The sequence below is a fragment of the Microbacterium esteraromaticum genome, assembly GCF_014084045.1.
Classification (GTDB): Bacteria; Actinomycetota; Actinomycetes; order Actinomycetales; family Microbacteriaceae; genus Microbacterium; species Microbacterium esteraromaticum_D.
Window position 1 is genome coordinate 1,751,699 of record NZ_CP043732.1, and the last position, 26,267, is coordinate 1,777,965.

The 26,267-nt window shown below is 64.6% G+C and carries 32 protein-coding genes and 1 pseudogene; 18 read left to right on the forward strand and 15 right to left on the reverse strand.

Features of this window, described 5'->3' with window-relative positions; all coding sequences use genetic code 11:
• Positions 1-220: 220 nt before the first annotated feature.
• Together FVO59_RS08280 and FVO59_RS08285 are read right to left on the reverse strand one after the other, a co-directional pair.
• On the reverse strand, positions 221-1,846 hold the full coding sequence (locus FVO59_RS08280; RefSeq protein WP_182252216.1) for a restriction endonuclease subunit S domain-containing protein: 1,626 nt from the start codon (positions 1,844-1,846) through the stop codon (positions 221-223).
• The gene (locus FVO59_RS08285) at positions 1,846-2,718 is read right to left on the reverse strand and encodes an HNH endonuclease (RefSeq protein WP_153243569.1); all 873 of its coding nucleotides are present in this window, start codon (positions 2,716-2,718) and stop codon (positions 1,846-1,848) included. Before FVO59_RS08285 ends, FVO59_RS08280 begins: the two co-directional genes overlap by 1 nt.
• Positions 2,719-3,083: 365 nt before the next feature.
• On the opposite strand from FVO59_RS08285, the gene FVO59_RS08290 reads away from it, so the two are divergent.
• A complete protein-coding gene (locus tag FVO59_RS08290; protein WP_197073244.1) occupies positions 3,084-3,638 on the forward strand; it encodes an SLATT domain-containing protein in 555 nt (184 codons plus the stop codon).
• Positions 3,638-4,936 (forward strand): nucleotide-binding domain-containing protein, encoded by a 1,299-nt coding sequence (locus FVO59_RS08295; RefSeq protein WP_045264191.1) that lies wholly within the window; start codon positions 3,638-3,640, stop codon positions 4,934-4,936. Before FVO59_RS08290 ends, FVO59_RS08295 begins: the two co-directional genes overlap by 1 nt.
• A 491-nt stretch (positions 4,937-5,427) precedes the next feature.
• On the opposite strand, the gene FVO59_RS08300 is transcribed toward FVO59_RS08295, so the two are convergent.
• Together FVO59_RS08300 and FVO59_RS08305 are read right to left on the reverse strand one after the other, a co-directional pair.
• Positions 5,428-5,826 (reverse strand): arsenate-mycothiol transferase ArsC, encoded by a 399-nt coding sequence (locus FVO59_RS08300; RefSeq protein ID WP_062635603.1) that lies wholly within the window; start codon positions 5,824-5,826, stop codon positions 5,428-5,430.
• 21 nt (positions 5,827-5,847) lie between these two features.
• On the reverse strand, positions 5,848-6,522 hold the full coding sequence (locus FVO59_RS08305) for an arsenate reductase/protein-tyrosine-phosphatase family protein (protein WP_046747248.1): 675 nt from the start codon (positions 6,520-6,522) through the stop codon (positions 5,848-5,850).
• 48 nt (positions 6,523-6,570) lie between these two features.
• Here FVO59_RS08305 and FVO59_RS08310 point away from each other — a divergent pair, with 48 nt between their 5' ends.
• The 6 genes from FVO59_RS08310 to FVO59_RS08335 all read left to right on the forward strand — a co-directional run bounded on the left by FVO59_RS08310 (position 6,571) and on the right by FVO59_RS08335 (position 12,258).
• Positions 6,571-7,332: an MIP/aquaporin family protein gene (locus tag FVO59_RS08310; RefSeq protein WP_430736280.1), complete on the forward strand. Its 762-nt coding sequence runs from the start codon at positions 6,571-6,573 to the stop codon at positions 7,330-7,332.
• 11 nt (positions 7,333-7,343) lie between these two features.
• Positions 7,344-8,744, forward strand: a complete 1,401-nt coding sequence (locus FVO59_RS08315) for an FAD-dependent oxidoreductase (protein WP_045264187.1) — start codon at positions 7,344-7,346, stop codon at positions 8,742-8,744.
• 109 nt (positions 8,745-8,853) lie between these two features.
• Positions 8,854-9,213, forward strand: coding sequence for a Cd(II)/Pb(II)-sensing metalloregulatory transcriptional regulator CmtR (cmtR, locus tag FVO59_RS08320; RefSeq protein WP_045264358.1), 360 nt, complete (start codon positions 8,854-8,856; stop codon positions 9,211-9,213).
• A complete protein-coding gene (locus tag FVO59_RS08325) occupies positions 9,210-11,120 on the forward strand; it encodes a heavy metal translocating P-type ATPase (protein WP_182252218.1) in 1,911 nt (636 codons plus the stop codon). The genes cmtR and FVO59_RS08325 overlap by 4 nt, the downstream gene beginning before the upstream one ends.
• Positions 11,120-11,728, forward strand: a complete 609-nt coding sequence (locus FVO59_RS08330; protein WP_045264185.1) for a cadmium resistance transporter — start codon at positions 11,120-11,122, stop codon at positions 11,726-11,728. Before FVO59_RS08325 ends, FVO59_RS08330 begins: the two co-directional genes overlap by 1 nt.
• Positions 11,725-12,258, forward strand: coding sequence for a signal peptidase II (locus FVO59_RS08335; protein ID WP_259363105.1), 534 nt, complete (start codon positions 11,725-11,727; stop codon positions 12,256-12,258). Before FVO59_RS08330 ends, FVO59_RS08335 begins: the two co-directional genes overlap by 4 nt.
• Before the next feature lie 85 nt (positions 12,259-12,343).
• On the opposite strand, the gene FVO59_RS08340 is transcribed toward FVO59_RS08335, so the two are convergent.
• The 3 genes from FVO59_RS08340 to FVO59_RS08350 form a co-directional block, all read right to left on the reverse strand.
• Positions 12,344-12,997, reverse strand: a complete 654-nt coding sequence (locus FVO59_RS08340; RefSeq protein WP_045264183.1) for a DsbA family protein — start codon at positions 12,995-12,997, stop codon at positions 12,344-12,346.
• A gap of 287 nt (positions 12,998-13,284) precedes the next feature.
• Positions 13,285-13,596, reverse strand: coding sequence for a hypothetical protein (locus FVO59_RS08345; RefSeq protein ID WP_045264357.1), 312 nt, complete (start codon positions 13,594-13,596; stop codon positions 13,285-13,287).
• 176 nt (positions 13,597-13,772) lie between these two features.
• Positions 13,773-14,027 carry a hypothetical protein gene (locus FVO59_RS08350; RefSeq protein WP_074731521.1) on the reverse strand — a complete coding sequence of 85 codons (255 nt, stop codon included), beginning with the start codon at positions 14,025-14,027 and terminating at the stop codon, positions 13,773-13,775.
• A gap of 130 nt (positions 14,028-14,157) precedes the next feature.
• Between FVO59_RS08350 and FVO59_RS08355 the strand changes: the two genes are divergently transcribed.
• Entirely contained in the window at positions 14,158-14,331 is a 174-nt protein-coding gene (locus FVO59_RS08355; protein ID WP_153243572.1) for a hypothetical protein, read from the forward strand.
• Positions 14,332-14,447: 116 nt separating this feature from the next.
• Here the strand turns inward: FVO59_RS08355 and FVO59_RS08360 are convergent, their stop codons facing one another.
• From FVO59_RS08360 to FVO59_RS08385, 6 genes are all read right to left on the reverse strand, one after another.
• Positions 14,448-15,224 (reverse strand): F510_1955 family glycosylhydrolase, encoded by a 777-nt coding sequence (locus FVO59_RS08360; RefSeq protein ID WP_259363106.1) that lies wholly within the window; start codon positions 15,222-15,224, stop codon positions 14,448-14,450.
• Between the two features lie 212 nt (positions 15,225-15,436).
• Complete coding sequence (locus FVO59_RS08365; RefSeq protein ID WP_182256632.1) at positions 15,437-16,030, reverse strand: DUF305 domain-containing protein; 594 nt, start codon at positions 16,028-16,030, stop codon at positions 15,437-15,439.
• 86 nt (positions 16,031-16,116) lie between these two features.
• The gene (locus FVO59_RS08370) at positions 16,117-16,551 is read right to left on the reverse strand and encodes a DUF6153 family protein (RefSeq protein WP_182252220.1); all 435 of its coding nucleotides are present in this window, start codon (positions 16,549-16,551) and stop codon (positions 16,117-16,119) included.
• A gap of 53 nt (positions 16,552-16,604) precedes the next feature.
• On the reverse strand, positions 16,605-18,734 hold the full coding sequence (locus FVO59_RS08375; protein ID WP_182252221.1) for a heavy metal translocating P-type ATPase: 2,130 nt from the start codon (positions 18,732-18,734) through the stop codon (positions 16,605-16,607).
• A 54-nt stretch (positions 18,735-18,788) separates the two neighbouring features.
• Positions 18,789-19,112, reverse strand: a complete 324-nt coding sequence (locus FVO59_RS08380; RefSeq protein WP_182252222.1) for a heavy-metal-associated domain-containing protein — start codon at positions 19,110-19,112, stop codon at positions 18,789-18,791.
• Between the two features lie 35 nt (positions 19,113-19,147).
• A complete protein-coding gene (locus tag FVO59_RS08385; protein WP_060926252.1) occupies positions 19,148-19,429 on the reverse strand; it encodes a metal-sensitive transcriptional regulator in 282 nt (93 codons plus the stop codon).
• A 269-nt stretch (positions 19,430-19,698) separates the two neighbouring features.
• On the opposite strand from FVO59_RS08385, the gene FVO59_RS08390 reads away from it, so the two are divergent.
• Positions 19,699-20,100 carry a four-helix bundle copper-binding protein gene (locus FVO59_RS08390; RefSeq protein ID WP_182252223.1) on the forward strand — a complete coding sequence of 134 codons (402 nt, stop codon included), beginning with the start codon at positions 19,699-19,701 and terminating at the stop codon, positions 20,098-20,100.
• A complete protein-coding gene (locus tag FVO59_RS08395) occupies positions 20,097-20,615 on the forward strand; it encodes a DUF305 domain-containing protein (protein WP_259363107.1) in 519 nt (172 codons plus the stop codon). The genes FVO59_RS08390 and FVO59_RS08395 overlap by 4 nt, the downstream gene beginning before the upstream one ends.
• Positions 20,616-20,897: 282 nt before the next feature.
• Here the strand turns inward: FVO59_RS08395 and lgt are convergent.
• Both lgt and FVO59_RS08405 read right to left on the reverse strand, forming a co-directional pair.
• A pseudogene (lgt, locus tag FVO59_RS08400) lies at positions 20,898-21,808 on the reverse strand (prolipoprotein diacylglyceryl transferase).
• Between the two features lie 144 nt (positions 21,809-21,952).
• Positions 21,953-22,246, reverse strand: a complete 294-nt coding sequence (locus FVO59_RS08405; protein ID WP_182252224.1) for a metal-sensitive transcriptional regulator — start codon at positions 22,244-22,246, stop codon at positions 21,953-21,955.
• A gap of 101 nt (positions 22,247-22,347) precedes the next feature.
• Here FVO59_RS08405 and FVO59_RS16800 point away from each other — a divergent pair, with 101 nt between their 5' ends.
• The 7 genes from FVO59_RS16800 to FVO59_RS08430 are packed head-to-tail and all read left to right on the forward strand — an operon-like array spanning position 22,348 to position 26,110.
• Complete coding sequence (locus FVO59_RS16800; RefSeq protein WP_074731942.1) at positions 22,348-22,533, forward strand: DUF8730 family Cys-rich protein; 186 nt, start codon at positions 22,348-22,350, stop codon at positions 22,531-22,533.
• 6 nt (positions 22,534-22,539) lie between these two features.
• Positions 22,540-22,905 (forward strand): thioredoxin family protein, encoded by a 366-nt coding sequence (locus tag FVO59_RS08410; protein WP_033105406.1) that lies wholly within the window; start codon positions 22,540-22,542, stop codon positions 22,903-22,905.
• A 14-nt stretch (positions 22,906-22,919) separates the two neighbouring features.
• Positions 22,920-23,039 carry a DUF8730 family Cys-rich protein gene (locus tag FVO59_RS16805; protein ID WP_494516663.1) on the forward strand — a complete coding sequence of 40 codons (120 nt, stop codon included), beginning with the start codon at positions 22,920-22,922 and terminating at the stop codon, positions 23,037-23,039.
• Positions 23,040-23,065: 26 nt separating this feature from the next.
• Positions 23,066-24,475 (forward strand): MBL fold metallo-hydrolase, encoded by a 1,410-nt coding sequence (locus FVO59_RS08415; RefSeq protein WP_182252225.1) that lies wholly within the window; start codon positions 23,066-23,068, stop codon positions 24,473-24,475.
• Between the two features lie 17 nt (positions 24,476-24,492).
• The gene (locus FVO59_RS08420) at positions 24,493-25,263 is read left to right on the forward strand and encodes a sulfite exporter TauE/SafE family protein (protein ID WP_182252226.1); all 771 of its coding nucleotides are present in this window, start codon (positions 24,493-24,495) and stop codon (positions 25,261-25,263) included.
• A gap of 20 nt (positions 25,264-25,283) precedes the next feature.
• Positions 25,284-25,802, forward strand: coding sequence for a DUF4395 domain-containing protein (locus FVO59_RS08425; protein WP_033105402.1), 519 nt, complete (start codon positions 25,284-25,286; stop codon positions 25,800-25,802).
• 32 nt (positions 25,803-25,834) lie between these two features.
• Positions 25,835-26,110 carry a rhodanese-like domain-containing protein gene (locus FVO59_RS08430; protein WP_259363108.1) on the forward strand — a complete coding sequence of 92 codons (276 nt, stop codon included), beginning with the start codon at positions 25,835-25,837 and terminating at the stop codon, positions 26,108-26,110.
• The last annotated feature ends 157 nt before the right edge of the window (positions 26,111-26,267 follow it).

Consider the following 26,267-nt stretch of genomic DNA (forward strand, 5'->3'; position numbering starts at 1 on the left):
GCGGGCACCGCGAACTCCGCAGGCGGCTCCAGGTGAGACAGGCGCGTTTCGCGTCGATCGCCATCTGCAGCCCGCCACTATGGCGTAGTTGGTGAAGCCCGCGTGCAGGAAAGTTCTGGTGAGGATCGCGCCTGCCTTGCTGGCCGAGACGGAACTGATGGGCTGCCGGTGCTCTGTCCGTGCTCGGCGCGTCGACTGCGTTGTGCCGAACTCGTCGGTGCTACGGGAACGACTTTTCATCGATTCCGGTGAGATCCCACGGCGACGCGAGCACTGGCTCGGTTTCAGAGCGGACTAACCGTGTGGGGGCCCACGCTACAAGGTGCTCGCCTTGCGGCGGACTCATGATGTAGTCGCGCGGGTGCCCGGGGCTGTCGGTCGCCGTGGTGGGATGCACCTCGAGCTGCTGATGCCAGAGGTGCGTCGCGGGCGTTGGGATCTGTTGCCCGGCGAACGCGATCGATCCCTCCTTGATGGCGATGACCTGCGGTGGATTTCCCGATGGTGAGGTGACGGTCGCGCTCTTTAGGCGGGCATGGACGACTTTGCCTTCCCAGATCAGACGTGTCTGCCGCAGTCTGACGCGTTCCAGGTTAGTGAAGCGTCCGTTGCAGACTCCGATCTCATTTCCCGTGATCCTCTCGATCTCGATCACATCACTGAGCGCCTCCTCGATAACGCGCATCTGGAGTTCCTCTTCGGCGCTGAGGTCCTCCATCGAGATGGTGATGTTTCCGCCGGGGACGTCGAACACCGCGCGATCTGCTGAGTGCAGGCGCCGTGCGAGCTGTGTGGAGCGAAGCTTTTGCGCGTTTGTGAGTTCGAGGTACTTTTCCTCAGCGAGGGTGCATGCGACTGCCCGATCGTTCTCGAATGTGAACGCGAAGGTGAGGATGAGGCACCCATCGACGAAAATGTCCCATTCGACGCCGCCTTCTTCAGGGCGACGGTGCATGACTGCGGCTTCGAGGTTCGTATGCTCGTCGCCAGTCTGAAGGGTGAGGGACACCTGATTGGCGGGGTCCTGCAGGAACAGGTCAGAGACGGTGAAGCGCGACCATTCGGTCGGCAGGTCGCTGCCTTCCGCTAGATCAGGGACCGCGGTGCCGGTGTCGGCGTAAAACACGCGCACATCGATCGGTGACTCCGACTCGTGAACGCTTACCGCGGACGTCCATGCATCATCAGGCAACATGATCAGCGATCGTTCTTGCAGGTCGCGAACAAGGTCCAATGTGTCGAGTGTGAGCATTGCGATGCGCGAGAACACGCGAACCGCCGCGGTGTAGCGCTCCTTGAGATCATGCTCGAGCGCCGCCACCTTCGCTCCGCGGGGGTCCGCGTGGACGAGATCTGCGTAGAGCCAGCCTGCCGCAAGTTGCGTATCCGAGACGATGCTGGTCGGTGCATGATCGGGTCCGACCGCCTGAACGGTGTATCCCTGGACTTGTGTTCCCTGGATTTCCGTAGACCCCCAGGCTGCTCGTAGGGCCGTGATTCGCTGCCTATCGGAAGCTGATGCCGCCCCGGCAGTCAATGCGGTGATCGCGTCGAGGACCCGGTTGTAAAAGATCGGCTCCGACTCGACCGTGAGCGGGCGCAGGCGAGCGACGAGAGACTCGAAGGTCTCCTCATCGGGCAGGTCCTCTACGACGGTAAAGCGGCCCGCGAGATCGATGTTGCCGCGGATCATGGTGTTGGCGAACGCCTGGAGGCGGTCCCTCGACTGCGAGAGTGAGTGCGCGGCAACCCGTCGCGCACGCAGAACAAAGCGTTCCACGATCTTTGCGGGCTCGATCGTCGGTGCCACCTTCTTCTGGCCGCGACGATCGTTCTGAGCCGCCATCAGTCCACACGCCTTGTGAATCCCGTGATCGGGTCGAACGGCCAATCGACGGCGAAGACGCGATTGAAGCTGATCACCATTGCCGATTCCGTTAGTTCATCCGAGGCTGCCATCAAGATGATCTCGCCAGGGCTCGGTTCGTGTGCGGAACGCGCGACCTTGATGGACCTCGCTACGTCGCCGAGCTCAGCCTTCTGGTCACGGGGCACGTCTCGGGCAACGAGGAGCTCAGCTCTCAACGCATCAGCGCGGGGCGTCCGCGGGATCGCGTGCAGCGCAACGCATCCGGCCAAATATGCAGTCTTGACCGCTGCGATGTGCGAACGGGTTGCGTCGACAATCTCGTAGCTCATCTCGAACTCCTGTTCTCCCAAGATCTGAGAGACCGCCGGGTCGTGTTTGCCGTGTTGGAAGAGAACAAACCCGCCGGATGCGTTCTCGCGTAGTAGGTACTCGCCAACGCTGCGGCGGCCGGGAACGGTCTTGCCCGAGAGTCGTACCTTCCCGATCGCGTTCTCATACCAATTGCGCAGGTGCGGCTCGTACTTGCTGCCGAACTCGTTGTTGCAATTTTCACAGGTCATCGTGATCACGCTCCCGCCAACTGAGTGGGGCGGCACATGCTCTCGGCTTCGCGGCTCCGGCGCGAAGCAGATCGGGCAAACACCAAAGTCGACAAAATCGAACGCGACAGGGAGCGCCTGAAAATACCGCTCTGTTCCCAATGGCCGCGGCATACGCACCTCGAGCGTCGACCCATCCTCCAGACGAAGAACGGCCTGGCTGAGCTCAGGGATGCCGCGACCATTCGCACGCCCATTGACGCTTTCAATCACACCGCGTACACGAGGCTGGCCAGACGAATCGCTCACGGGTCAGACTGTACTCGTCGTCCTCGACGTTGCGGGAATGTCCGCTAGCTCTCTAAATCGAGGAAGTAGCGCGACTGCGTCGCCTCTATCGGTGAATTCGCTCAGGCTTCATGACGGATCGCGCTTGTGAGCCGGATGTAAATTCCGGGGCATGCAGAGTCGTTTCTCTCTGGGGTGAACGGAAAGAGTCGTAGCCTGCGCGGGACTTCGTCCCCAACGTTCCGGCCGAGCTACGCCCATTGGTTCGCCTTCGAAACGGGCCGTGTCGGTGTCCGCCGCTAGCATGCACTTGCGGCGGACTGTCGCCGTGGGCTGGGGGAAAGATGCATCGACGAGAGACAGAACCGTCAGAGGCGGGTCGTGACTTGCTTCTCAACCAGGTGAGAGAGCTATATGGGCGCATCGCGTACACGCAGAAGACCCATGAGAAGCAAGCTGACATCTGCGCGATGTCCTCGCGGAGGCAAAGAGTCTGGAAGTTCGTTCTCACGGCGGTCGGATCGGGGACGTTCCTAGCGTCACTCTTCGGGCTGCTGCTGGACCCGCAGTGGGCATCGCTAGCTACCTCCTTCATCGCCGTGCTAGTCACGGCGGCAAGCCTGGGTGACCGGACATTCCGATACGGCGAGGAGATGCAGCAGCACCGCGACACCGCGGCTTTGCTATGGAACTTGCGGGAGTCGTATCTGTCGCTGATTGTGGACCTGAAGTCCGAGTCTCTGCCGCTCGACCAGGCGCGGCAGAAACGAGACGAGCTGCAGAAGGCGGCTCAGGCCGTGCTGAAGGACGCCCCGCGAACGACACCGCAGGCGTATGCCATGGCTCAATCCGGCCTGAAGGACAAGGAAGATCTCACTCTCAGCACGCAGGAGATCGATTTGATGCTGCCGGAGGCGCTTCGAGAGGATTGGGAGCACTGATGTCGCAAACCGGTGACATCTTCGATGGTCTCCTCACCAATCTCAGGGTCAACACTGCTGAGAGCATCGCCGACCGGCGGGACGAAGTAACGAAAGCTCTGAACAGCGAGTTCCGCAGCTTGACCGGCTCCACGGCGAACAAGCTGATGGTCGGTTCCTACGGTCGTTGGACAGCGATCAAAGGTATATCGGACCTTGACCTCCTGTACATATTGCCGTCCAGTCTGCGCGCCTCATACGAGGAGGAAGGCGGGCCGCTCAAAGCGCTGCGGCGCGCCCGCGCTGCGATCCAGAAGCGGTATCCGACGACGACTGTCGGGGTCGACAGGCTGGTCGTCGTAGTGGAGTTCTCGAACTTCACTTTCGAGGTGCAGCCCGTGTTCGAAAACGAGGACGGGTCCTTCGACTACCCGGACACTTACAGCGACTCGTGGAAGATGACGAAGCCTCGCGATGAGATCTCCGCAATCAGCGAGGAAGACTCAGCTACTAGTGGCAATCTGCGACGCTTGTGCAAGCTCGCTCGAGCATGGCGCAACAAGCAAGGAGTCGTGATGGGCGGGCTGCTCGTAGACACCCTTGCGTACAATTTCCTAACGTCTACGACGGAACATCGCTCTGGCACGTCCGAATCCTACGGCGAGATGATGCGCGACTTCCTTCTGTACCTCGCGGACCAGGTGGACCACGATTTCTATCTGGCGCTTGGAAGCCGTCAGCGCGTTCGAGTCAAGAAGCGCTTCCAGAAGAAGGCTGCGTCCGGCGCTGAGCTTTGCACCGAGGCGGTCGACGCTGCTGGTCAGAAGAACGAGTACAAGAAGTGGAGAGCAGTATTCGGAAAGTCCGTCCCAGCAGTAGTGGCTGGAGGGGAGAATGCGCTTGCAGCCAGATCGTTCAACGACACGGAGGAGTTCATCGAGGACACCCATCCCGTGGACATCCGTTTTTCGGTCGAGATCAGCTGTACCGTGACCCAGGACGGATTCCGTCCTACCTCGCTGAACTCATTTCTCAACCTGTTCTCGCTACTGCCCGCAAAGAAACAACTTACGTTCGCGATCGACAACATCGACGTGCCGGGATCATATGAGGTGCGTTGGAAGGTACTGAACCGAGGAGCCGAAGCTGAGCGGCGGGATCACGTACGCGGTGAGATCATCCGTCCGACCCACGGCACCGAGCGCCGCGAAGTGACCTCCTTCCGAGGGAATCATTACGTGGAGTGCTACGTCATCCAGCGCAACGTCGTCGTGGCTCGCGGGCATATCGACATCCCGATCGCAGCAGAGTCTTCCTAGACCGCGCCCCTGGTGCAGTGGGTGCCCATGCCCGCGGCCCTGCGGCGATCCACCCTGCCACAGGTGACTGGCTCCAACGCCTCTCGAGCAAGTCAGCTTGGTCGATCATTCTCGTCGTCGGAATTTTGATAAGCGTCATGAGGCAAGTCGCTCCATGTGCCGGCTACAGCTGTCCCGGAAACTCGCGGGATCGCGATCCGATCTCACGACAACTCTCGTGAGATCGGACATCAAGCAGATTTCGACAGGCCTGTCGTTTCTCACGAAAGTCGTCACTTTCTCACGAATGTTGTCGCAGTTCTCATGGAAGGTGGCGGATTCTCATGAAACCTGTCGCAGCACCGATCGGCGGCGAAGCTACCGACCCCGCCGAGAATGATCGTGTACGGCGGGATGACTCGTACAGCCGCTGAATGGGGTCCAGAAACGTGAGCCGTCAGAGGGTTTTGGCAGGCGTATTCGCTGACCTCTGGCGCTCCGCTCCAGTCAGCTCAACGGTTGAGAAGTGAGCTCTGGATCTTCTCGGATACGGCTTGGCGCAGCGGGCGCACTGCTTCGGCGTCCCAGGACGCCGGGTTGGGGAACGACCATTCCAGGAGTTCCCCGCGAGGCGTCGCCGGCAGGGTGAGTCCGGGCTTCATCAGGACCACGATGTCGGCGGCGTCCAGGTCGTCGACGGTGACGGCGCGCGGCACACGATCGGTGATGTTCATTCCGAGTTCTGCGACGGTGGCGGCCACGGCCGGGTTTACTTCGTCGGCGGGGGAGAGGCCCGCCGACGTCGCGGTGAACCGGTCGCCGGCCAGGTGCTCTAGGAGCGCTGCGCCGAGCTGTGAGCGGCCGGCGTTGTGCTGGCAGATGAAAAGGACGGTTGGGGGAGCGTCAGTCACGGGGTCTCTTCCGGGTTGGGTTCAGCTGGCGGCGAGACGGGGAGCGAGTTCCGCGATGCGGCGCTCCAGCTCGTCAAAGGCGGTATCGAAAGCGTCATCGGTGCCGATCCGCACCGGGTCGGGAATCGACCAGTGCAGGTGCCCGGAGACGCCGAGTTCTTCGTGAGCGTTATCGCACACCGTCACCACGAAATCCGAATCGGTCAGGACCGAAGTCAGGGCGCGCGGTGATTCCGTTGGCAGCGCGAGGGCGTGGCGCTCGGCTGTGGCAACCGCTCCCGGATCTATCCGCTCGGCCGGGTGCGTTCCTCCCGATGACGCCGGGATGCTGCTGCGGGTAGACCACAATGCCGCAGCAAGCTGCGACCGGGCGGAGTTCGCCGTACAGACGAACACGACGCGATCCGCGCGCTCCACTCGGCCGGGAGTGAGCCCGCGAAGTGCGGTTTCGGTTAGGTGAACGTAGCTGCGCCGTTTGTCGGCCTCCGAGCGGGAACGCGAGACCATCCCCACGGACTCCAGCACATTCAGATGATGTGTGACGAGGTTGGAGGGAAGGCCCAACGCCACCCCGATTTCGGTGGGGGAGAGGTCGCCCAGCGTGAGACGGTCGACGATCCGTAGGCGAGATGGGTCACCCAGCGCGGCGTGCTTTGCCGCGCGCGCCTCCACCTGATCAGTTCGTTCAGTGTTCATTGTTTCAATCTTGACTGAACTACCCCTCTCGGGTCAAGATAAGCCGACATGAACATTGCTACCCGCTCCCAGTCCGAGCCCGCGCGACCTCACATGCTGCGCCGAACTGCTGCCGAGTTCCTTGGAACGGGCCTGCTCGTCACGATCGTTGTGGGTTCCGGCATCGCTGCGCAGCGCCTCTCGCCGGATGACGTCGGCCTCCAACTGCTGGAGAACAGCCTGACCACCGCGCTCGGCCTGACGGTCCTGATCCTCATGCTGGGCCCCGTGTCTGGCGCGCACTTCAACCCCGTGGTGTCGATCGCAGATTGGCTGCTCGGACGCCGCGCCGGGACGGGACTCCCGCTGCGCGACCTCACCCCGTACCTGCTCGCGCAAGTTCTCGGCGGGATCGCCGGAACGTTCTTGGCGGGAGTGATGTTCGACGCCGCCCCCGCGCTCTCATCGAACGACCGCGCGACCGATGGCCACCTGGTCGGGGAGGTGGTCGCCACCGCGGGACTTGTGCTGTTGATCTTCGCGCTCGCGCGCACGGGCAAGGGATCGACCACGGCGGCCGCGGTCGGCGCGTACATCGGCGCGGCGTACTGGTTCACAAGCTCTACGTCGTTCGCGAATCCCGCGGTGACGATCGCCCGCATGTTCACCGACACCTTTGCCGGCATTGCGCCCGCCTCTGTCGCGCCGTTCATCGCTGCACAGCTCGTCGGGGCTGCGATCGGCCTCGCTGTGCTGCTCACCCTCTACCCGACCGCCTCCCGCACGGCCGGCGACGTCGTGGTCCCTCAGCAACTCGAAAACCAGCCCTGAAAGGCACCCTCATGCATCTTGTAGCGATCGGCGGAAGCGACGCTGGAATCTCCACCGCCCTCCGGGCCCGCGAACTCGACCCGTCCGTCGACGTCACCGTTGTCGTGGCCGATGCGTATCCGAACTTCTCGATCTGCGGCATCCCGTACTACTTCTCCCGCGAGGTGCAGCCCTGGCAGTCGCTCGCCCACCGCACCCACGCGGATCTCGAAGCCACCGGCATGAACCTCCGTCTGGACACCCTCGCCACGGGTATCGACGTCGACAGCCGACGACTCACGGTCCGCGACGCGCACGGCAGCGAATCAACGATCGCGTACGACGAACTCATGGTCGGCACCGGAGCATCCCCGTCAATCGCCGGCATCGCAGGCCTCGACCAGCTCGGCCCCGACGACGGCGTGCACCTGCTGCACTCGATGGGCGACACCTTCGCGCTCGAGAAGTACCTCGACGAACATCAGCCCGAGACGGCAATCATCGTCGGAGCTGGCTACGTCGGCCTCGAAATGGCCGAAGCCCTGACCGTGCGGGGCCTCCAGGTCACCCAGCTGCAGCGCGGCCCCGAAGTCCTCTCCACCCTCGATCCCGAACTCGGCTCCCTCGTCCACGACGAACTCACCCGACACGGCGTCGACGTCCTCACCGGCACGCGCGTCGAAGCCGTCGCCCGTGAAGCCGGACGGATCGCCGTCACCGGCACCCGTGACGGCGAAGCATTCTCCCGCAACGCTGACGTGGTCCTCGTCGTCGTCGGCGTGCGACCCAACACCAGCCTCCTCACCGCAGCCGGCGCAACCACGGGAGCGGGCGGCGCTGTCGTCGTCGACGAACAGATGCGCACCGGCCTGCCGAACGTGTGGGCGGCCGGCGACGGGGTGGTCACCCATCACCGCCTGCTCGGCGTCACATACCTTCCTCTCGGCACCACGGCGCATAAGCAAGGGCGCGTCGCAGGGGAGAACGCGATCGGCGGCGACACCCGATTTGCAGGGAGCCTCGGCACGCAGGTCGTGAAGGTCTTCGACGTCGTGGCCGCACGCACGGGGCTCCGCGACCACGAAGCCACAGCCGCCAGCTTCGCCCCGCACAGTCACACCGCGATCGCGGACGACCACAAACGGTACTACCCGGGCGCCACGCCCATCAGCATCCGCATCACCGGAGACACCAACGACGGCCGTCTGCTCGGCGCGCAGCTCGTCGGCACCCGCGGTGCCGAAATCTCCAAGCGCGTCGACACCTACGCCACGGCTCTGCACCACGGCATGACTGTCGCGGCGATGAGTGACCTCGACCTGTCGTACACGCCCCCGCTCGGCTCACCGTGGGACGCCGTGCAGGTCGCAACCCAGGCGTGGGAGCGGGAAACGCGCCGGTCGGCATCTGCGCTGCGACAGCCTGCTGCTTAGGATCGCTCTGACGTGGGGATACTCCGGGCCCACCAACGACGCTGGAAGCCTTACTCGAGTCCTCTTTCGACGATCGCGATTGGTCACCGATGGCTGTATAGTTCAGTACGTGCTGACTATTGCTTCCCGTATCGATGTAATGAACCGGCTTGGCCGGGCGATGGCCGATCCGACGCGCTCCCGGATCCTGATGACCCTGCTCCAGGGGCCCAGCTATCCGGCCGTCCTCTCGCGCGATCTGGTACTCACTCGTTCGAACGTGTCGAACCACCTGACGTGCCTGCGCGATTGCGGAATCGTCGTCGCGGAACCAGAAGGCCGCCAGACTCGCTATGAGATCGCCGATCCGCACCTCGCTGCTGCCCTCATTGCGCTGGTGGATGTGACGCTGGCTGTGGATGAGCACGCGCCGTGCGTGGACTCAGCGTGTACGGTGGCCGGTTGCTGTGCGACGGGGGTGGACGCGTGAGCGCGGCGTGTGGCTGCGAGCACGAGCCTGCCAGCGCGGTGGACGAGGAAATCGAAGAGGCCGAGCGCCCCTGGTGGAAAGACCGCGGAGTTCTGGTGCCGGTTTTCTCCGGGGTCGCGTTCCTGGCCGGCCTGATCTTGGAGTGGTCTGGCCAGGAGATCCCCGCGCTGGTGCTGTTCTGGGTCGGTCTGCTGCTGGGTGCCTCGACGTTTACGCCGGGAGCGGTTCGAAAGCTGTTCAAGGGCAAGCTGGGCATCGGTCTGCTGATGACGATCAGCGCCATCGGTGCAGTCATCCTCGGCTACGTGGAGGAGGCCGCAGCTCTCGCGTTCCTGTACTCGATCGCTGAGGCGCTCGAGGACAAGGCGATGGACCGTGCCCGCGGCGGCCTGCGCGCACTGCTCAAGCTCGTACCGGAAACAGCCACGATCCTGCAGGGCGACACTACTGTGCAGGTGCAGGCGAGAGAGCTGACGGTCGGCCAGGTCATGGTGGTCCGGCCGGGCGAGCGGATCGCGACCGATGGGGTCGTGCGTTCTGGTCGCTCGAGCCTGGATACCTCGGCGATCACCGGCGAATCGATCCCGGTAGAGGTGGAGCCCGGCGATGCGGTGTCGGCGGGTGCGATCAACAGTGCCGGTGCGCTGGAGGTCGAGACGACGGCTGCTGGCACCGACAACTCGCTCACTACGATCGTGGAGCTGGTAGAGAAAGCGCAGACAGAGAAGGGCGAGCGTGCTCGTCTCGCGGACAGGATCGCCCGCCCGCTGGTGCCCGGTGTTCTGATCCTCGCGGCGCTCGTCGCGATCATCGGGTCGCTGCTGGGCGATCCAGAGGTGTGGATCACCCGCGCGCTTGTCGTGCTGGTCGCGGCTTCTCCGTGTGCACTCGCAATCTCGGTGCCACTCACGGTCGTCGCCGCGATCGGCGCCGCAAGCAAGTTCGGCGTGATCATCAAGTCCGGTGCCGTCTTCGAGCGCTTCGGCACCGTCCGGCACGTTGCCCTCGACAAGACCGGCACCCTCACCCGCAACGAGCCCATCGTTACCGCTGTCCTCACCGCAGATGGCGTGTCGGAGGCTCAGGCGCTGGCGTGGGCGGCAGCGCTGGAGCAGCACAGCACGCATCCTCTCGCTGCCGCGATCACGGCGGCCGCTCCGGGTGTCACAGCCGCTGCGGACGTGACCGAGCGGGCTGGTCACGGCATTGACGGCACGGTCGACGACTCGAGAATCACTGTGGGAAGCCCCCGCTGGCTGGACGCCGGCGCGCTCGGGGATCGGGTCGCGGAGCTCGAAGAGCAGGGCATGACCGTCGTGATCGTGCATCGTGACGGGACGCCGGTCGCCGCGATCGGCGTCCGTGACGAGCTGCGCCCAGAAGTCCCCGAGGTGGTCCGAACGCTCACCGGCCAGGGCGTCGGCGTGACGATGCTCACCGGCGACAACGCCCGGACTGCCCGTGCGCTTGGTGCGCAGGCCGGGATCAGTGACGTGCGAGCCGAGTTGCGTCCGGAGGACAAGGCGACCGCGATCGCGGAGTTGTCGAAGGTAGGGCCGGTCGCGATGATCGGTGACGGAATCAATGATGCCCCGGCTCTCGCCGGCGCAGACATCGGCATCGCGATGGGCGCGACCGGCTCCGACGCAGCGATCGAATCCGCCGACGTCGCGTTCACCGGTCACGATCTGCGTCTGATCCCGCGCGCGTTTGACCACGCCCGACGGGGACGACGGATCATCAACCAGAACATCATCCTGTCGCTGCTGATCATCACCGCACTGCTCCCGCTCGCGCTCTTCGGTGTCCTCGGGCTCGCGGCGGTCGTCCTGGTCCACGAGGTCGCCGAGGTCATCGTTATTCTCAACGGCCTGCGCGCCGCCCGCACTCCGCGAGTGAAGAGCTGATGCTCGCGACCATCGGATCAGCGATCGGCCTGTTCGCTGCGACCAACATCGATGACATTGTCGTGCTCACCGTGCTGTTCCTCGCTTCCAGCCGAGGAAAGCCGCGACCGTGGCAGATCGTCGCAGGCCAGTACTTCGGGTTCATCACCCTCGTCGTGATCAGCGTGATCGCCGCGCTCGGCCTCACGATCGTCCCGGACGAGTGGGTGGGCTTCCTCGGGCTGATCCCGCTCGGCATCGGCATCTGGACGCTCGTACGTGGCTTGCGTCGAAACGGTGATGACGATGATGATGACGCCAAGATCACCGCGGTCGGGTTGTGGGGCGTCGCCGGGATCACGATCGCCAACGGGGCCGACAACATCTCCCTTTACACGCCGATCTTCCGCACCAGCGCGCCCGGCGACGTCGTCGTCATGATCGTCGTGTTCCTCATCCTCGTCGCCGTCTGGTGCGCTGCCGGACGGCTGATCGGCACCAACAAGGCCGTCACCGAGGGGCTGGAACGAGTCGAGCACTGGCTCGTACCGGCCGTATTCATCGGTCTCGGGCTGTTCATACTGATCGAATCCGGCGTCATCGTTCGCCTGATTGAGGTCCTCGGATGATGTCGTCCGAGGCCGAAGCTCGCCCGTCTATTGCGCTAAAAGTGCCGTCGGCGCCGCGCTGGCAACTCACGGTTGGAGCGCTCCTGATCGCCGTGTTCGTCGTCCTGATCGATCAGGGAACGAAAGTGTGGGCGGTAGCGACTCTCACGGAGCGCGAGCGCATCCCGCTGGCGGGCGACCTGCTGGGCCTGCAGCTTGCGTACAACCCTGGTGCCGCCTTCTCCTTCGGCGAAGACTTCACCTGGGTGTTCGCGCTGCTCGCTGTCGCCGCCACCGTTACAGCGATCGTGTTCGCGTTTCGAGTTCAACGCCTGGGATGGGCGATCATCATCGGCGCGCTCGGAGGAGCCGCAGCATCACACGCAGGCGACCGTCTCTTCCGAGATCCCGGGTTCGCCCGCGGACACGTCGTGGACTTCCTCGCCTACGGGAACTGGTTCATCGGAAATGTCGCGGACATTGTGATCTTCGCTGCTGCGATCGCCGGAGCGTTCCTTATGATCCGCGGCGGCGATGAGACCCAAGAATGAGACGTCTAGGGCAGCCGCTAATGCGCGGATGCGGTAGGAGGGCTGATTGCGGCGGCAGGACGCGAGAGGGTTCGAACACTCGAGGTCAACGGTTGGTCGCCTCGTCGAGTGCGTTAGTCAGGTCGCTGAGCTGAGTGAGTTCAAGCTTCTCGCCATCCAGGAAAAATGATGGCGTGCCGCTGACCCCAAGATACTGTCCATCGTTGAAGTCAGCTTCGACTCTCTCCCTAGTCGCCGGGGCGGCTACAGCCGCGTCATAGGCACCCAAATCCAACCCGAGGTCCTCCGCGAAGGTACGGAACAGGTCCGCTCGCGAGGTCTGCTGTTCGCCCCACTGAGTCTGCGTTTCGAACAGGCGCTGATACATCTCCTCGAACTTCCCCTGCTCGGACGCGGCTTCCGCAGCCAGGGCGGCGTTCATCGAATTGAAGTGTCCGGGGAGGGGGTAGTAGCGAACGACGTAGTTGATTCCACCCTCGTACTGTTCGCGGATCTGCTCGACGACCGGATAGAACGCACCGCACGCTTCGCACTCGAAGTCGAGGAACTCAACCAGCGTCGGAGCGTCTGGCCCGGCCGCGTCGAGCACATGCGAATCCGCACGGGTACCAGGCAGTGCACCTTCTGTGCGGGATTCCGGAGCTGCGGGGCGGGTCATCAGGACGACCACGAGCGCCATAATGGCGAGCACGGTGAGGGTGGAGCCGGTGACGAGGGCGACCTTGACGGGGGGTTTCAAGACGGATGCTCCAGATCGGTGGCGGGCGTCGCCAAGGTAGGGAGGTTTAGAAGAGGGCGAGTAGGGGCGTCTCGTTCATTGCATCGAGACGAAAGCAAAAGTCAGCACACGCTGACTGTACAGGGACTGCTGACTAACTCTCCTGGTGATCCGGTGGATGGTCGCGTCGCAGACGAAGCGCAACCCACCAGCCGCACCGGCGACAGATGAACACCCCGCGCTTCCCAAGGGCATGCAATTTCCTTCGGGGCAACGATCGCCCGCAACACGTACATGTCTCGTCTGACTCAGCGGCCACGAGTGATGATCGCCTCCCGGATCTGATCAACCGTCGGCGTACCTGCCACGCCCGCGGGTGTCGCGTAGACGCGACACGCTAAGGCGACGCTGTGATCCGCGCCGGGGAACAGATCCTTCCCGTTCAGTGTGATCGTGGGAGACCCGGCAAAGGGAACCGCAGCGGCATCCTCCTCCGTGCGGATGAGTCGATAGCGCAACGGCGTGGCCCCATGGCCTGTCTCCCGAAGCGCCTCGGCAACATTGTGGCCCGCGGCGATCCAGCTGGGACAGCCCGCGATATGCAATAACTCAATCTCCATGATCACAAGGATCCTCCCATCTGCTGCTGACCGCGCAGCATCGCCGGGGGCCTACGCTTCAATCTTTTGTAACGATCGGCTATGGCAAGGCAGCGGTCGTCGTCAACCAGGTGCGCGACCAGCCGAAAACGATCGTTTCCGGCGAGCTCGCGTCGCACGTCATCGTACGCCCGCCGTTAACGTTCGCCGGTATCTGCTTTCGGTAGACGTTTCCGGCGTTCAGGTAGCTGATCTTGCTCGTCGTCCGTCGATGCGAGTTGGCGTGGTTGGTTTCGTTCCGCGCGGAGTTGTTGCTCGATCTTGGCGTGTGCTTTTCGTTCGTTGCGGTCGGCTCTGATGATGGACCGCAGGACGAACCAGAATGCTGCGACGACGGCGATCGTGGGGATGACGGACCAAAAGGCGTTGGTCCAGTAGTCATTGAGATTCATCCGCGCCTCCCGGGGGCTCACGCAGCACGAGCGCCAGTCCGACGATTGCGAGGATGAACGCTGTTTCGTAGCTTCCGAGCGTGTATGCCCAGAGTGACCATTGGTCTGGAACGGTTGTGTCGATGAGGAGATGAGCCGCGATCAGTGCGACGGCGGCCAGGAGAAGGAAGGCCCCGACACGTACGAGGCGATCGTGACGCCGCTGTGGGGACACGTGGCTGGTGCGCGTGGGAACGTGTGCTGGTGGACGGTGCCGAGCTGGGTGCAGGTGGCGGGTCATCTGAATATGGCTCCGATGAGGTAGAAGCTCGCAAGGGCGAGAAGCAAGGCGAGGACTGTGGCGCACGCGATGAAGACGGATATGCGGCGGAAGGGATTGCGGCGGGGGACCATGGGTGGCCGTTCCGGTGGTGGCGTTCTCTACCGGGCGGGGGCGAGGATGGTTGTGTCGTCGGCTGTGATCTGGACGATGCCTCGGTCGTCGACAACGATGAAGCGTTCGTCATCGATCGCGGTGAAGGCCTGAGCGGCCCCTTGAAGCGCGTCGAGGCGTTGCCATGTTCCTTCGGTGTTCTGTGACCAGAGGGCACCGTCGGTTCCGACTCCTGCGAGCGAGCCATTGGGTTTGGCGTCGAGTGTGTAGAGCAGTGGGGCGTCGGCGATGGGGGTGAAGGTGGCGCCGTTGTCGGTGCTGAGGAGCAGTCCTTCTTCTGCGGCCGCGTAGAGACCGTCGCCGGTGGCGGCGAGGTCTGCCGCGGCAAGCGTTGCGCCGCGGGTCCATTCGAGACCGTCGTCAGTGCTGATGAGCAGATCGACGCCATCGGAGGCGATCCCGTAGAGAGTGCCGTCCGGTCCGGCGGTGAGGACATGGAAGTCCGTGCTGCCAGTGAGCGCGATCGGTGACCACGACTCGCCGAAGTCGTCACTGCGAATGACACCTAGGTTCGGGGAGCCGAGCTCTGCGGGTGTCTGTGTGCCCGGGTGTCCGGATGCGAAGAGGGCGTCGTCGAGGACGGTAAAGCCCATCGCATCGAAATCGTGGCCTCCGATGGGACCGGCGATCGCACCTTCGGGTGTGAGGGTGAAGAGCCCTCCGTGGGTGGCTACGAGGAGGTCCTCACCGCGGGGGTCAGCGGCAACACCGTGAATGTGTTGGATGACGGGGGGGACCGCGTTGGTGCCGGAGGCCTGCGGCACGGCGCAGCCGGTGAGGGCGACGGCTACGAGAGCGATCGCGAAAGCGGGTAGGGGCGAGTGGCGGTTCATGAGACTCCGACTTGAAGAAATGCATGCGGGTGCGCGAGCGGTACGCGAATGAGAGTCGCGACAGGGCACCAGCGCGGTGGCGTGGGTTACTGCGAGATGGCCATTTCGGGGGTGCGGGCGAGCGCCGCACCCCCGAAGGTAGATCAGAGTGTGGCGAGGAGGTCTTTCATCGTGGCGATCTCCGTGGTCTGCGCCTCGATGATCGTCTCGGCCAGAGCGACCGCGTCGCTGTTCTGGCCGTTGTCGACCTCTTCTTGGGCCATCTCGACGGCACCCTCGTGGTGCTGGATCATCTGCTCGAGGAACAGGCGGCTGGCGTCCGCACCGGTGGCATCCTCGAGAGCCTGCATGTCATCCTCCGACATCATGCCACCGCCGTGATCCATGCCCTCCATGTCGGAGGTATCAGCGCCCCACTCTTCGAGCCACTGGTCCATCTTCTGGATCTCGGGCTCCTGCGCGGCCTTGATCTCTTCCGCAAGAGCGACGACACGTTCGTCGACACCCTCCTTGCTAAGGAGCATGTCGGACATGTCGATGGCCTGGGCGTGGTGCTCCTTCATCATGCTGGCGAACATGATGTCGGCGTCATTGACGTCCGCGGACGCCGGGGCCGAGGTGCTGCTTTCATGGTTCATGCCGGGCATGTCGCCGCCGGAGGTGGTACCGGCGCAGCCGGCGAGTCCAAGCACTGCGGCGAGGGTGAGTGCGGCAGTCGCCGCAAACCGGGTCTTCATGATGGGGTTCTCCAAGAGTCGATGATGGTGCCCAGCGAGAGAGGCTGGGCGAGGGCGTTACCCGCAGAAGGCGGGCGCGCCTGCCATCACGTGCGACTGATGCAGAGAACGGTGAGAGACGGAGGCCGCAGCGGATGCAGCGCATCCCGGAGATGTAGGCGGGACACGGGCGTTCCCGGGGAGTGCGCGACGGCTCGCCACCAGGCGGACGGCCGGGCGAGCAGCACGACGGCAATGAGGAGCGCGAGAACGCAGGCCATCCACGCCATGCCGTGATCGTCAGAACACGTGGCGCACCCCGCCTCGTCCACCGCTGCGGCGTCGCCAGAGGCGTGTGCGGGGTGAGCATCGGCATGCGCGGGTGCGACGGCGATGGTCTCACTGTGCCCGGAGGGCATGGTGTGCGTGTTCATCGAGTGCATCGCCAGAAGCCCGAAGATCACGGAAAAGGCGACGGCGACGACGGTCAGGAGGGTGCGGGTGAGGGTGCGCTGGTCATGCACGCGCCGTGCGATCGTCATCAACACTGTCCCACCTCCCTTTCTTCCAGGGTACGTCGCCGCCGCCCATGCGCCTACTTGTCGACGACGGCGCCCGGGCTGAGGTTCAGCCGTCGCAGCAACTGCGCATTCAGCGCGACAACGATCGTGGACAGTGACATCAACACCGCACCGACCGACATCGGCAACACGAACCCGACGGGGGCGAGCACACCGGCAGCCAACGGCACCGAGAGAAGGTTGTACCCGGCGGCCCACCAGAGGTTCTGTTTCATCTTCCGGTAACTGGCCCGCGACAGCTCAATCACGGAGATCACCGATCTGGGGTCGTCGCTGGCGAGGATGACACCCGCGGAGGCGATCGCAACGTCCGTTCCTGCGCCGATCGCAATCCCCACGTCCGCCTGGGCGAGGGCGGGGGCGTCGTTCACGCCGTCACCGACCATCGCGACCTTGCGGCCTTCGTTTTGCAGTTCTTTCACCTTGGAGGCTTTGTCCTCCGGACGGACCCCGGCGAAGTACCGGTCGATACCCAGCTCGCCGGCGACGGACGCGGCTACCGCGTCAGCGTCACCGGTGATCATGACCACCTGCACGCCGCGCTCGTGAAGCGCATCGACCGCGTGACGCGACTCGGAACGGATCTCATCCGCCAGGCGCAACGCACCCGTCACCTGACCGTCGACGAGCACGTGGAGGATGATCGCACCCTCACCGCGCCACTCGTCGGCAACCGGCAGCTCGGCGGCGTGTTCTTGCTCGAGCATGTACGGGCCACCCACCTGCACGACACGACCATCGACACGGGCACGCACCCCGACCGCAGGCGACGACTCGAAGTCGGACGAGCCCGGAACGGTGAGGTTCTTCTCCTTCGCCGCGTTGACGATCGCGCGGGCGAGGGGATGCTCGGAGTCCGCTTCCGCGGCCGCAGCCCACGCCAGCAATTGATCCGCGTCGATCCCCGTGATGGGATCGATTGCGGTCACGGCAGGGGTGCCCTTGGTGAGCGTGCCGGTCTTGTCGAACAGCACCGTATCGACGGTGCGCATGCTCTCCAGAGCAAGACGATCCTTGATCAGAACGCCACCACGAGCGGCCCGCTCGGTCGCGATCGAGACGACAAGCGGGATCGCCAGGCCAAGAGCGTGCGGGCAGGCGATCACCAACACCGTGATCGTACGGATCACGGCAGCGTCCGGGAAGCCGACGATGGTCCAGACGATGGCGGTGATCGCGGCGGCGCCGAGCGCGAACCAGAACAGCCATCCCGCCGCCTTATCCGCGAGACGCTGGGCCCGCGACGACGAGCTCTGCGCTTCGGTGACGAGCTTCTGGATGCCCGCGAGAGCGGTGTCCTCACCGATGGCGGTGATCTCCACTCGCACACCCGAGTCAGTGGCGACGGTGCCGGCGATGACCGGGTCACCGTCGCTGCGGCGTACCGGCCTGGATTCTCCGGTGATCATCGACTCGTCCATGCTGGCCGAGCCCTGCACGATCCGCCCGTCCGCAGGAATCCGCCCGCCGGGGCGCACGACCACGACATCGCCCACCTGCAAGTCGGAAGGTGCGACCGTGACGGTGGTGTCACCGTCGATCTTTTCGGCCTCGTCGGGCAGCAACGCGGCCAGGGAGTCCAACGCCGATGTCGTCTGTGCGAGGGAGCGCATCTCGATCCAGTGCCCGAGCAGCATGATCACGATGAGTAGGGCCAGCTCCCACCAGAAGTCCAGCTCGTGGTGCAGCAGGCCGAGGCTCGCACCCCACGACGCGAGGAACGCCACGGTGATCGCAAGGGCGATCAGCAGCATCATCCCGGGCTTGCGGGCACGGAGCTCACTCACCGCGCCGGTGAGGAACGGGGTCCCGCCCCACACGTACATCACGGTTCCGAGGACCGGGGAGATCCACGCGACCCACGCGGCATCGGGCAGCGGATAGCCGAGGATCAGTGAGAACATCGTCGAGAACCCGACCACGGGCACCGCGAGGAGCAGCATGATCCAGAACAGTCGCCGGAACTGGCCCACGTGATCTCCGTGGCCCCCGTGGCCGCCGTGACCCTCGTGCCCGCCGTGACCTGTGTGTTCTGGTGATGCGCCGTGGTCGTGGCCCATCGCCGCGTGGTCGTGCTCGGTTGTGGGCGCCCCGCCGTGTTTGGCGTGTGCGGTGTGATCGGTGTGGTCGTCGTGCTGGCTCATCGGAACTCCTTGCTCGAATCCGCCCGGGTCGGGCCGGACGCTCTCAGGTGCGACTCAGGCGCGGTTGGTCGCGAGGGCGTAGCCGGCCTCTTCAACCGCAGCCTGCACGGCAGCGGGGTCGACAGGGCTGGTGCTGTGAATGGTCACCCGGGACGGGCCGCCGGCATTCAGATTTACGGTGACGGACTCGACGCCGTCGACACCGCTCAGTTCCTCACTGACGCTCGACACACAATGCGAGCACGTCATTCCCTCGACCAGCACGTCCTGCGTAACCGCTGACGTCACAGGTGCGGATGTCTCCGTGCTCGAGGGGGCAGCGCAGCATGCGCAGCCCGCGTTCGCGTCCTTTAGCCCGAGTTCGATGCGATCAGTCATGCGTATGTTCTCCTTCAACTAGACAGACGTGGGGGTCATGAACGGACCAGGCGGGCGATTGCTTCGTTGGCCTCGCGGACCTTTTCTGCAGCGACCGCCCCGCCTGTGGCGCTCGCTTCGGCGACGCAGTGACTCAGGTGATCGCTGAGCAGCGACAAGGCGACCGTCTCCAGGGCCTTCGTCGCCGCAGAAACCTGGGTGAGGATGTCGATGCAGTACTTGTCCTCATCGACCATCCGGGCAATCCCTCGCACCTGACCCTCGACACGGTTCAACCGCTTGCGCAGATCGTCCTTGTTTCCGTCATACCCGTTCATGATTCGAAGATACCCCCTGGGGGTATGCAACTCAAGTGGTTCCGGTTCCATTCCCGACGTGAGTACTTTGTCTGCACCTCGCTCACGCTGCGACCCGTGATTCGTCGGCGGTGCTGTCGCGAGTATCCGGAGTTGCGGCGGAGACTCGCGCGAACGCGGCCCACCACAGCTAACACACCCCGGCGGGGTACTCAAGGGCCTCAATGCGTGGAGGGCGCGAGCGTACCTTCGTGGCTCACGAAACTCGTGGCTCACGAAAGGACCCCCTCATGTCTACTACCGAGGAAATGCTCCGCACCTACCCGAAAGACCTAGGCGGAATCGATCAGGAGAAGCTCGCTGAGTGCATCGACGCGTGTCTGGAATGTGCGCAAGCATGCACCGCGTGTGCCGACGCCTGCCTCAGCGAGGACATGGTCGCTGACCTGACCAAATGCATCCGCACGAACCTGGACTGCGCAGACCTTTGCGCCACCACAGCCCGCATCCTCTCCCGTCACACCGGGTACGACGCCAACCTCACCCGCGCCACGCTCGAAGCCTGTCGAACGGCCTGCACGAGCTGCGCCAACGAGTGCGAACAGCACACCATGCACGAGCACTGCACGATCTGCGCCGAGGCATGCCGGCGCTGCGAACAAGCCTGCACCGCTCTGCTGGAGACGCTATGACACAGCACCACGCCGACAACGGTGCACGCCCGCCCGCCCAGGAATCCCACGAACAAGACCACGGCGGAATGTCGAGCTACCTCAAACTCGCCATCTCCCTGACGCTCAGCTTCGTCGTGATGTACTTCCTCACGTTCGCGATGATCAACGTCCTCGGTGACCTCTTCCTCAACATCAGCAACCTCTACATGGCTCTGATGATGGTGTTCCCCATGGGCATCATCATGGTCATCGTGATGTGGAAGATGTTCCCGAACAAGGCGGTGAACGTCGGGCTGCTCGTAGGCTTCGCCGCACTATTTCTCTTCGCGTTCTTCATGGGCCGGGCGGAAGCCTTCGTCGGTGACGACCAGTTCCTCCGCTCCATGATCCCGCACCATTCGCGAGCGATCCTGGTATGTGAGCAGTCAGACATCAGCGACCCGGAAATCCAAGATCTCTGTAAGCAGATCATCTCTTCACAACAAGAAGAGATCGACCAGATGAACGACATCCTCGACCGGCTCAACGAATAGTCAACCGACCTTTGGCGACGAGTGAGCCCGAAGAAGGACTCCGGACCCACCGCCGATCAGCGGGGTCTAGGCCGACTCGGCACACACTACGCGTGGGGACCTCCGTGAACCACCGAAAACGATCGATTTCGGCGTTACTGGCCCGTTCGCTCCTTATGAGGCGCCGCAAACGATCTCCGGAATCCCCTTTCGGCAGGGATTTTCGGCGCACCACGTCAAGAGGCGTTTTGTCTGTGATCGCTCAGACAGAACTAGCTGACAGCTGGAGGGGTCGGGTGGTGTTCAGGTCGCGTCTGCGCTGCTGGGCTGATGTTCCACCGCTGGCGCGCGTCCTTCTTGGTACACGGAGGGTTCCGGTTCGGGGTGGCGCCGGCCCTGGACGATGAACAGGACGATGCCGAGGGCGACGACGACGAAGGATGCCCAGACGTTCGCGGGGATGCCGAACAGGGCGTCGCTGGTGGGGTCGATTCTGATGGCCTCGAGCCAGCTGCGTCCGAGGCCGTACCAGATGAGGTAGAGGGCGAAGGTGCGTCCCCACCGGAACCGGTATCTGCGCTCGAGGAGGAGATGATCGCGACGCCGATCAAGTTCCAGATGATCTCGTACAGGAACAGCGGGTGGAACAGCGTTCCGGCCGGGAGGCCGTCCGGGAACATGGTGTCCGTCGGCAGGATCTCGAGCCCCCACGGCAGCGTGGTGGGCAGCCCGAAGAGTTCGTGGTTGAAGTAGTTGCCGATCCGACCCATGGACTGCGCGATGAGCATCGCGGGCGCGAGAGCGTCGGCGAAGGACCAAAGCCGGATGCCGGTTCGTCGGCAGCCGATGTACGCACCGACAGCGCCGCCCAGGAGGGACCCGTAGAGGGCGTTGCCGCCGTCCCAGATGGCGAAGATGTTCCCGAGGTTCGCGCCGGGATAGAAGTAGTCCCCGACGTGGGTGAACACGTGATAGAACCGGGCTCCGATGATGCCGATCGGGACAGCCCAGATGACGATGTCGACAACCACGCCGTCCTCCGCGCCTCGTGCCGACAGGCGTCGTTGAGTGATGATCACGGCGGCGATGATCCCGGCGATGATGCACAGCGCGTAGGTGTGGATTGTGAGCGGCCCGAGGGTGAACTGTGCCCACGACGGTGGGGGGCTGGGAAGACTCGTCAAAAGCACGAAGCACCGCTCCTCATCTGGCATCGCTGTGAATGCCTCAACACATCATTGTTCAGCGCCGGTCCCCTGTGAACAGCGCCCTGGGAAGATTAACGGTGTTCGACACGGGAATCGTCGAACTCCTCCCAGGTCACCAGGCGAGGGCCCCGAGGAGCGGGCCTGACCGGTTTAGGCCAGGGAGAGGAAGAGCTTCTCCAACTCGGCGGGGGAGGTGACGTCGTCGGCGTGCGGATCGGTGAGGCATTCCCGCAGCGCGGTCGAGATCACGAGGAATCCGGCCCGGTCGAGGGCCTTCGAGACGGCGGAGAGCTGCTGCACGACGTCGCGGCAGTGCGCGTCGTCCTCGACGGCCGTAATGACCGCCGCCAGCTGGCCCTGAGCTCGCTTGAGGCGGTTGACGACTTTGCGCTTGGCCTTGGGGTCGTGGACGAGCGGGTCGCCGGGGACGAGGGTGTCGGTCATGGGTGGTCCTTCCGTCGAGTTGACAACCACTATACCCCCGGGGTATCGTATTCACATGAACTGATACTCCCCGGGGTATCGCCGAGCAAGGAGATCAGCGTATGTGCAGAGCAACGAAGTGCCACACCTGTGGAAAGACGACCTGGACCGGGTGCGGTCAGCACGTCGCATCCGTGCGGAAATCCGTGCCCGCATCCGACTGGTGCAATGGCAGCCATACCCGTGCCGAAGTCCAGGCCGCCCAGTCTCAGCGGGGTGGCTTCTTCGCCCGCCTGTTCGGACGGTGATCGGCGATGGCGACCGTTGAACTGACCACCGGGAACTTCGAACAGCTCACCCACGCCGAGGGCATCGCGCTGATCGACTTCTGGGCTGAGTGGTGTGGACCCTGCCGGGCCTTCGCCCCGGTATTCGATGCCGCATCCGACAGGCACCCCGACATCATCTTCGGGAAGGTCGACACCGAGGCCGAGACCGCTCTGGCCTCCGCCCACCGCATCACCTCGATTCCGACCCTGATGGTCTTCCGCGACGGCGTCCTGGTCTACCGGCAGCCGGGAGCTCTTGCCGAGCCGCAGCTCGAGCTGCTCATCGAGAAGGCCCGCGGACTGGACATGGACGATGTCCGCCGCCAGCTCGCCAACACCGCTACCCCCTGAAAGGACCTGGCACCATGTGCGCACGAATCACCTGCTCCTCTTGCGGCAAGCCCACCTGGGACGGCTGCGGCCAGCACATCGAACAAGCCCTCGCGGGCGTCCCCGAATCCCAGCGCTGCACTTGCACGCACTGACCCAGAAGAAAGCGACGGAGACCCTTATGCTCCTCGAACGCCTCTACGACGACGACCTCGCCCACGCCAGCTACATCATCGGCTGCCAGCGCACCGGTGAAGCGATCGTCGTCGACCCGCGCCGCGACATCCAGGTCTACCTCGACCTCGCCGCGAAGAACAGCATGACCATCACCGCGGTCACCGAGACCCACATCCACGCCGACTACCTCTCCGGCACCCGCGAGCTCGCAGCCCGTACCGGGGCGACGATGTGTGTCTCCGGCGAGGGCGGCCCGGACTGGCAGTACGGTGTCGGGTTCCAAGACGCCACCCGGATGATGCACGGTCACCGCATCACGGTCGGCAACATCACGGTCGAGGCGGTCCACACTCCCGGGCACACCCCCGAGCACCTGTCCTTCCTCGTCATCGACGGCGCCACGACCTCCGAGCCGGGCTATGTCCTCACCGGTGACTTCGTGTTCGTCGGGGACGTCGGACGCCCGGACCTGCTGGACGAGGCCGCAGGCGGCATCGACACCCGCTTCGACGGCGCACGGGATCTTTTCGCGAGCCTCCGCGACTACTTCCTCACCCTGCCCGACTACGTGCAGGTACTCCCCGCGCACGGGTCGGGGTCCGCCTGCGGCAAGGCGCTCGGCGCCGTCCCGAGCTCGACAGTCGGATACGAGCGGCGCTTCGCCTGGTGGGCTCCCTACCTCGAGGCCGGCGATGAGCAGGGATTCATCGACACGCTGCTGAACGATCAGCCCGACGCACACGCCTACTTCGCACGAATGAAGCGGCAGAACCGCGTCGGACCGGCCGTGCTGGGCGAACTTCCTCCGCTCCTCGAGCGCAGCGTCTTCGATCTTGACGCCGACATCGACGCCGACCGGGTCATCATGGTCGACACCCGCCACCACTCCCTCGTGCACGAGGGCACTGTTCAGGGCGCGCTGAACGTGCCCGGAGTCGCGAGAGCAGCCAGCTACGGTGCCTGGGTCTACGACCCCGACACCGAGACGCGGCCGCTCGTCCTCCTCATCGACTCGGGGGACGCCGCGGCCCGGTTCCGAGATCATCTGCTGCGGGTCGGCATCGATCAGGTCGACGGGTTCATCACCACCCTCGATGGCCTCCCCACGGTGCAGCCCAAGACGATCGCCCCCACCGACCTGGACCAGGTCGACGCGGCGCTCCTCCTCGACGTGCGAAACCGTACCGAGTACAACGCCGGGCACATCCCCGGCGCCGCGCAGCTCTCCGGTGGTCGGGCCCTCTGGCACACCGACGAACTGCCCGCCGGCAAGATCCTCACCTACTGCCAGAGCGGCGTCCGCAATAGCGTCGTCGCCAGCGCCCTGCGCCGGGCCGGGCACGACGTCATCGAGATCGAAGGCAGCTACAACGCCTGGCTCGCCGCGACGCCGTCTCGGCCGACGGCCGCCTGAGCGGCCGAGGAGCTCGAGTGGACACCTCCATCATCCTCGCGATGACTCTCGCGGCCCTTGTCGGTGTCGCACTCGGGCTCCTCGGCGGCGGGGGCTCCATCCTCACCTTCCCCATCTTCTCCCTCGTCCTGGGCATCGGAACGAGGGAGACGATCGTCTCCTCTCTCTTCGTCGTCGCCATCACCAGCGCCGTCTCCGCCGCCTTCCGTGTGCGCCGACACGAGGTGCGCTGGAAAGTCGCCGGCGTCTTCGCGGCGACCGGCTTGATCGGGGGAATCGGTGGCGGGATGGCTGGTCAGCTGCTACCAGAAACCGTGCTCACCGTTCTGTTCGCGGTGATCATGATCGTCACAGCGATCGCCATGATGCGGCCGCGACGAGAACGCGCGGGGCGCCCTCCGACGCGGCCGGTCGTCCGTGGGATCCGAACGACAGGTACGGGACTCGGCGTGGGAGTCCTCACAGGGGCACTGGGAGCAGGCGGTGGGTTCCTCATCGTCCCCGCCCTCACCTTCCTCGGCCAGCCCATCGCCGCTGCAGTGGGGACATCGCTACTAGTCATCGCCGTGAACTCGTCCGCCGGCTTCCTCACCCAGATCACGACCGTGGCCATCCACTGGCCCATCGTCCTCACCTTCACCGCGCTCGCCGTCGCCGGATCCTTCATCGGTCTGGCACTGTCGCATCGCCTCCCGGCTGCCGGCATCCGCACCGGGTTCGGGGTTCTGGTGCTGGCCGTGGGGCTGACCATGCTCGCCACCCTCATCATTCAGACGCTCTCCGCCTGACCACCACCAGAAAGAAGCCGATGCCTCACGCGACCGACACCGCGCCCCGCGCCGGGGAACACGTCGACGGATACGAGGTGCCCGTCCTCGACGAGCACGCCGTCCGCATCGCCGCCGGCATCCTCCTCGCCATAGGCATCACCGCTCTTACCATCACGCTCGCCTCCGACAGCATCAGGCCGCTGCAGATGTTCGGCATGTTCTTCCTCCTCGACATGACGACGCGCGTACTCATCAGCGACCGGCTGTCCCTCACTCTCGCCCTCGGCCGTGCTCTGACACGCCGCCGCCGTCGGCACTGGGTAGGCGCGCCGCAGAAGGTCTTCGCCTGGTGGCTCGCCCTCGGTCTCGCTGCTATCTCGTGCGTGACGATGCGCGCTGGAATGGTCCCGCTACCCGTGACTCTCGGGCTCTGCGGACCCTGCTTCACAGTCCTGCTCCTAGAAGCCACCCTCGGGTGGTGCGCGGGATGTGCCCTGCACCAACGCTTCAGTAGGCAGCCCACCCGCCACTGCGCCAACGGCGCCTGCGACCGCTGACACCCTCGCTCCCTCACAACGAAAGGACGCACATGCGCCGCCTCACCCTCACCACCCTCGCCGTCATCACCGCACTCACGCTCACCTCCTGCGCCAGCACACCCACACCACGGGCCGACCTCGACCCCGACGCGGTCATCATCGACGTGCGCACCCCCGCCGAGCACGCGACCGGCCACCTCGACGGCGCCCTCCTGCTCGACGTCACGGGCGGCGACCTCCAAGCTGCGCTGCCGGACCTCGACCCGAAGCCACCTACCTCGTCTACTGCCGTTCAGGTAACCGGGCAGGAGTCGCCATCGACCTGATGAAGCAGGCCGGCTTCACCGACCTCCTCAACCTCGGCTCCCTGGAAGACGCCGCCGCCACGACAGGCCTCCCCGTCGTGCAGCCCTGAGACGTACGTGCTCGCCCCCACGAGCACGTACCTGCGTGCACAGCACGCCACCGCATCGCTCGAGCACT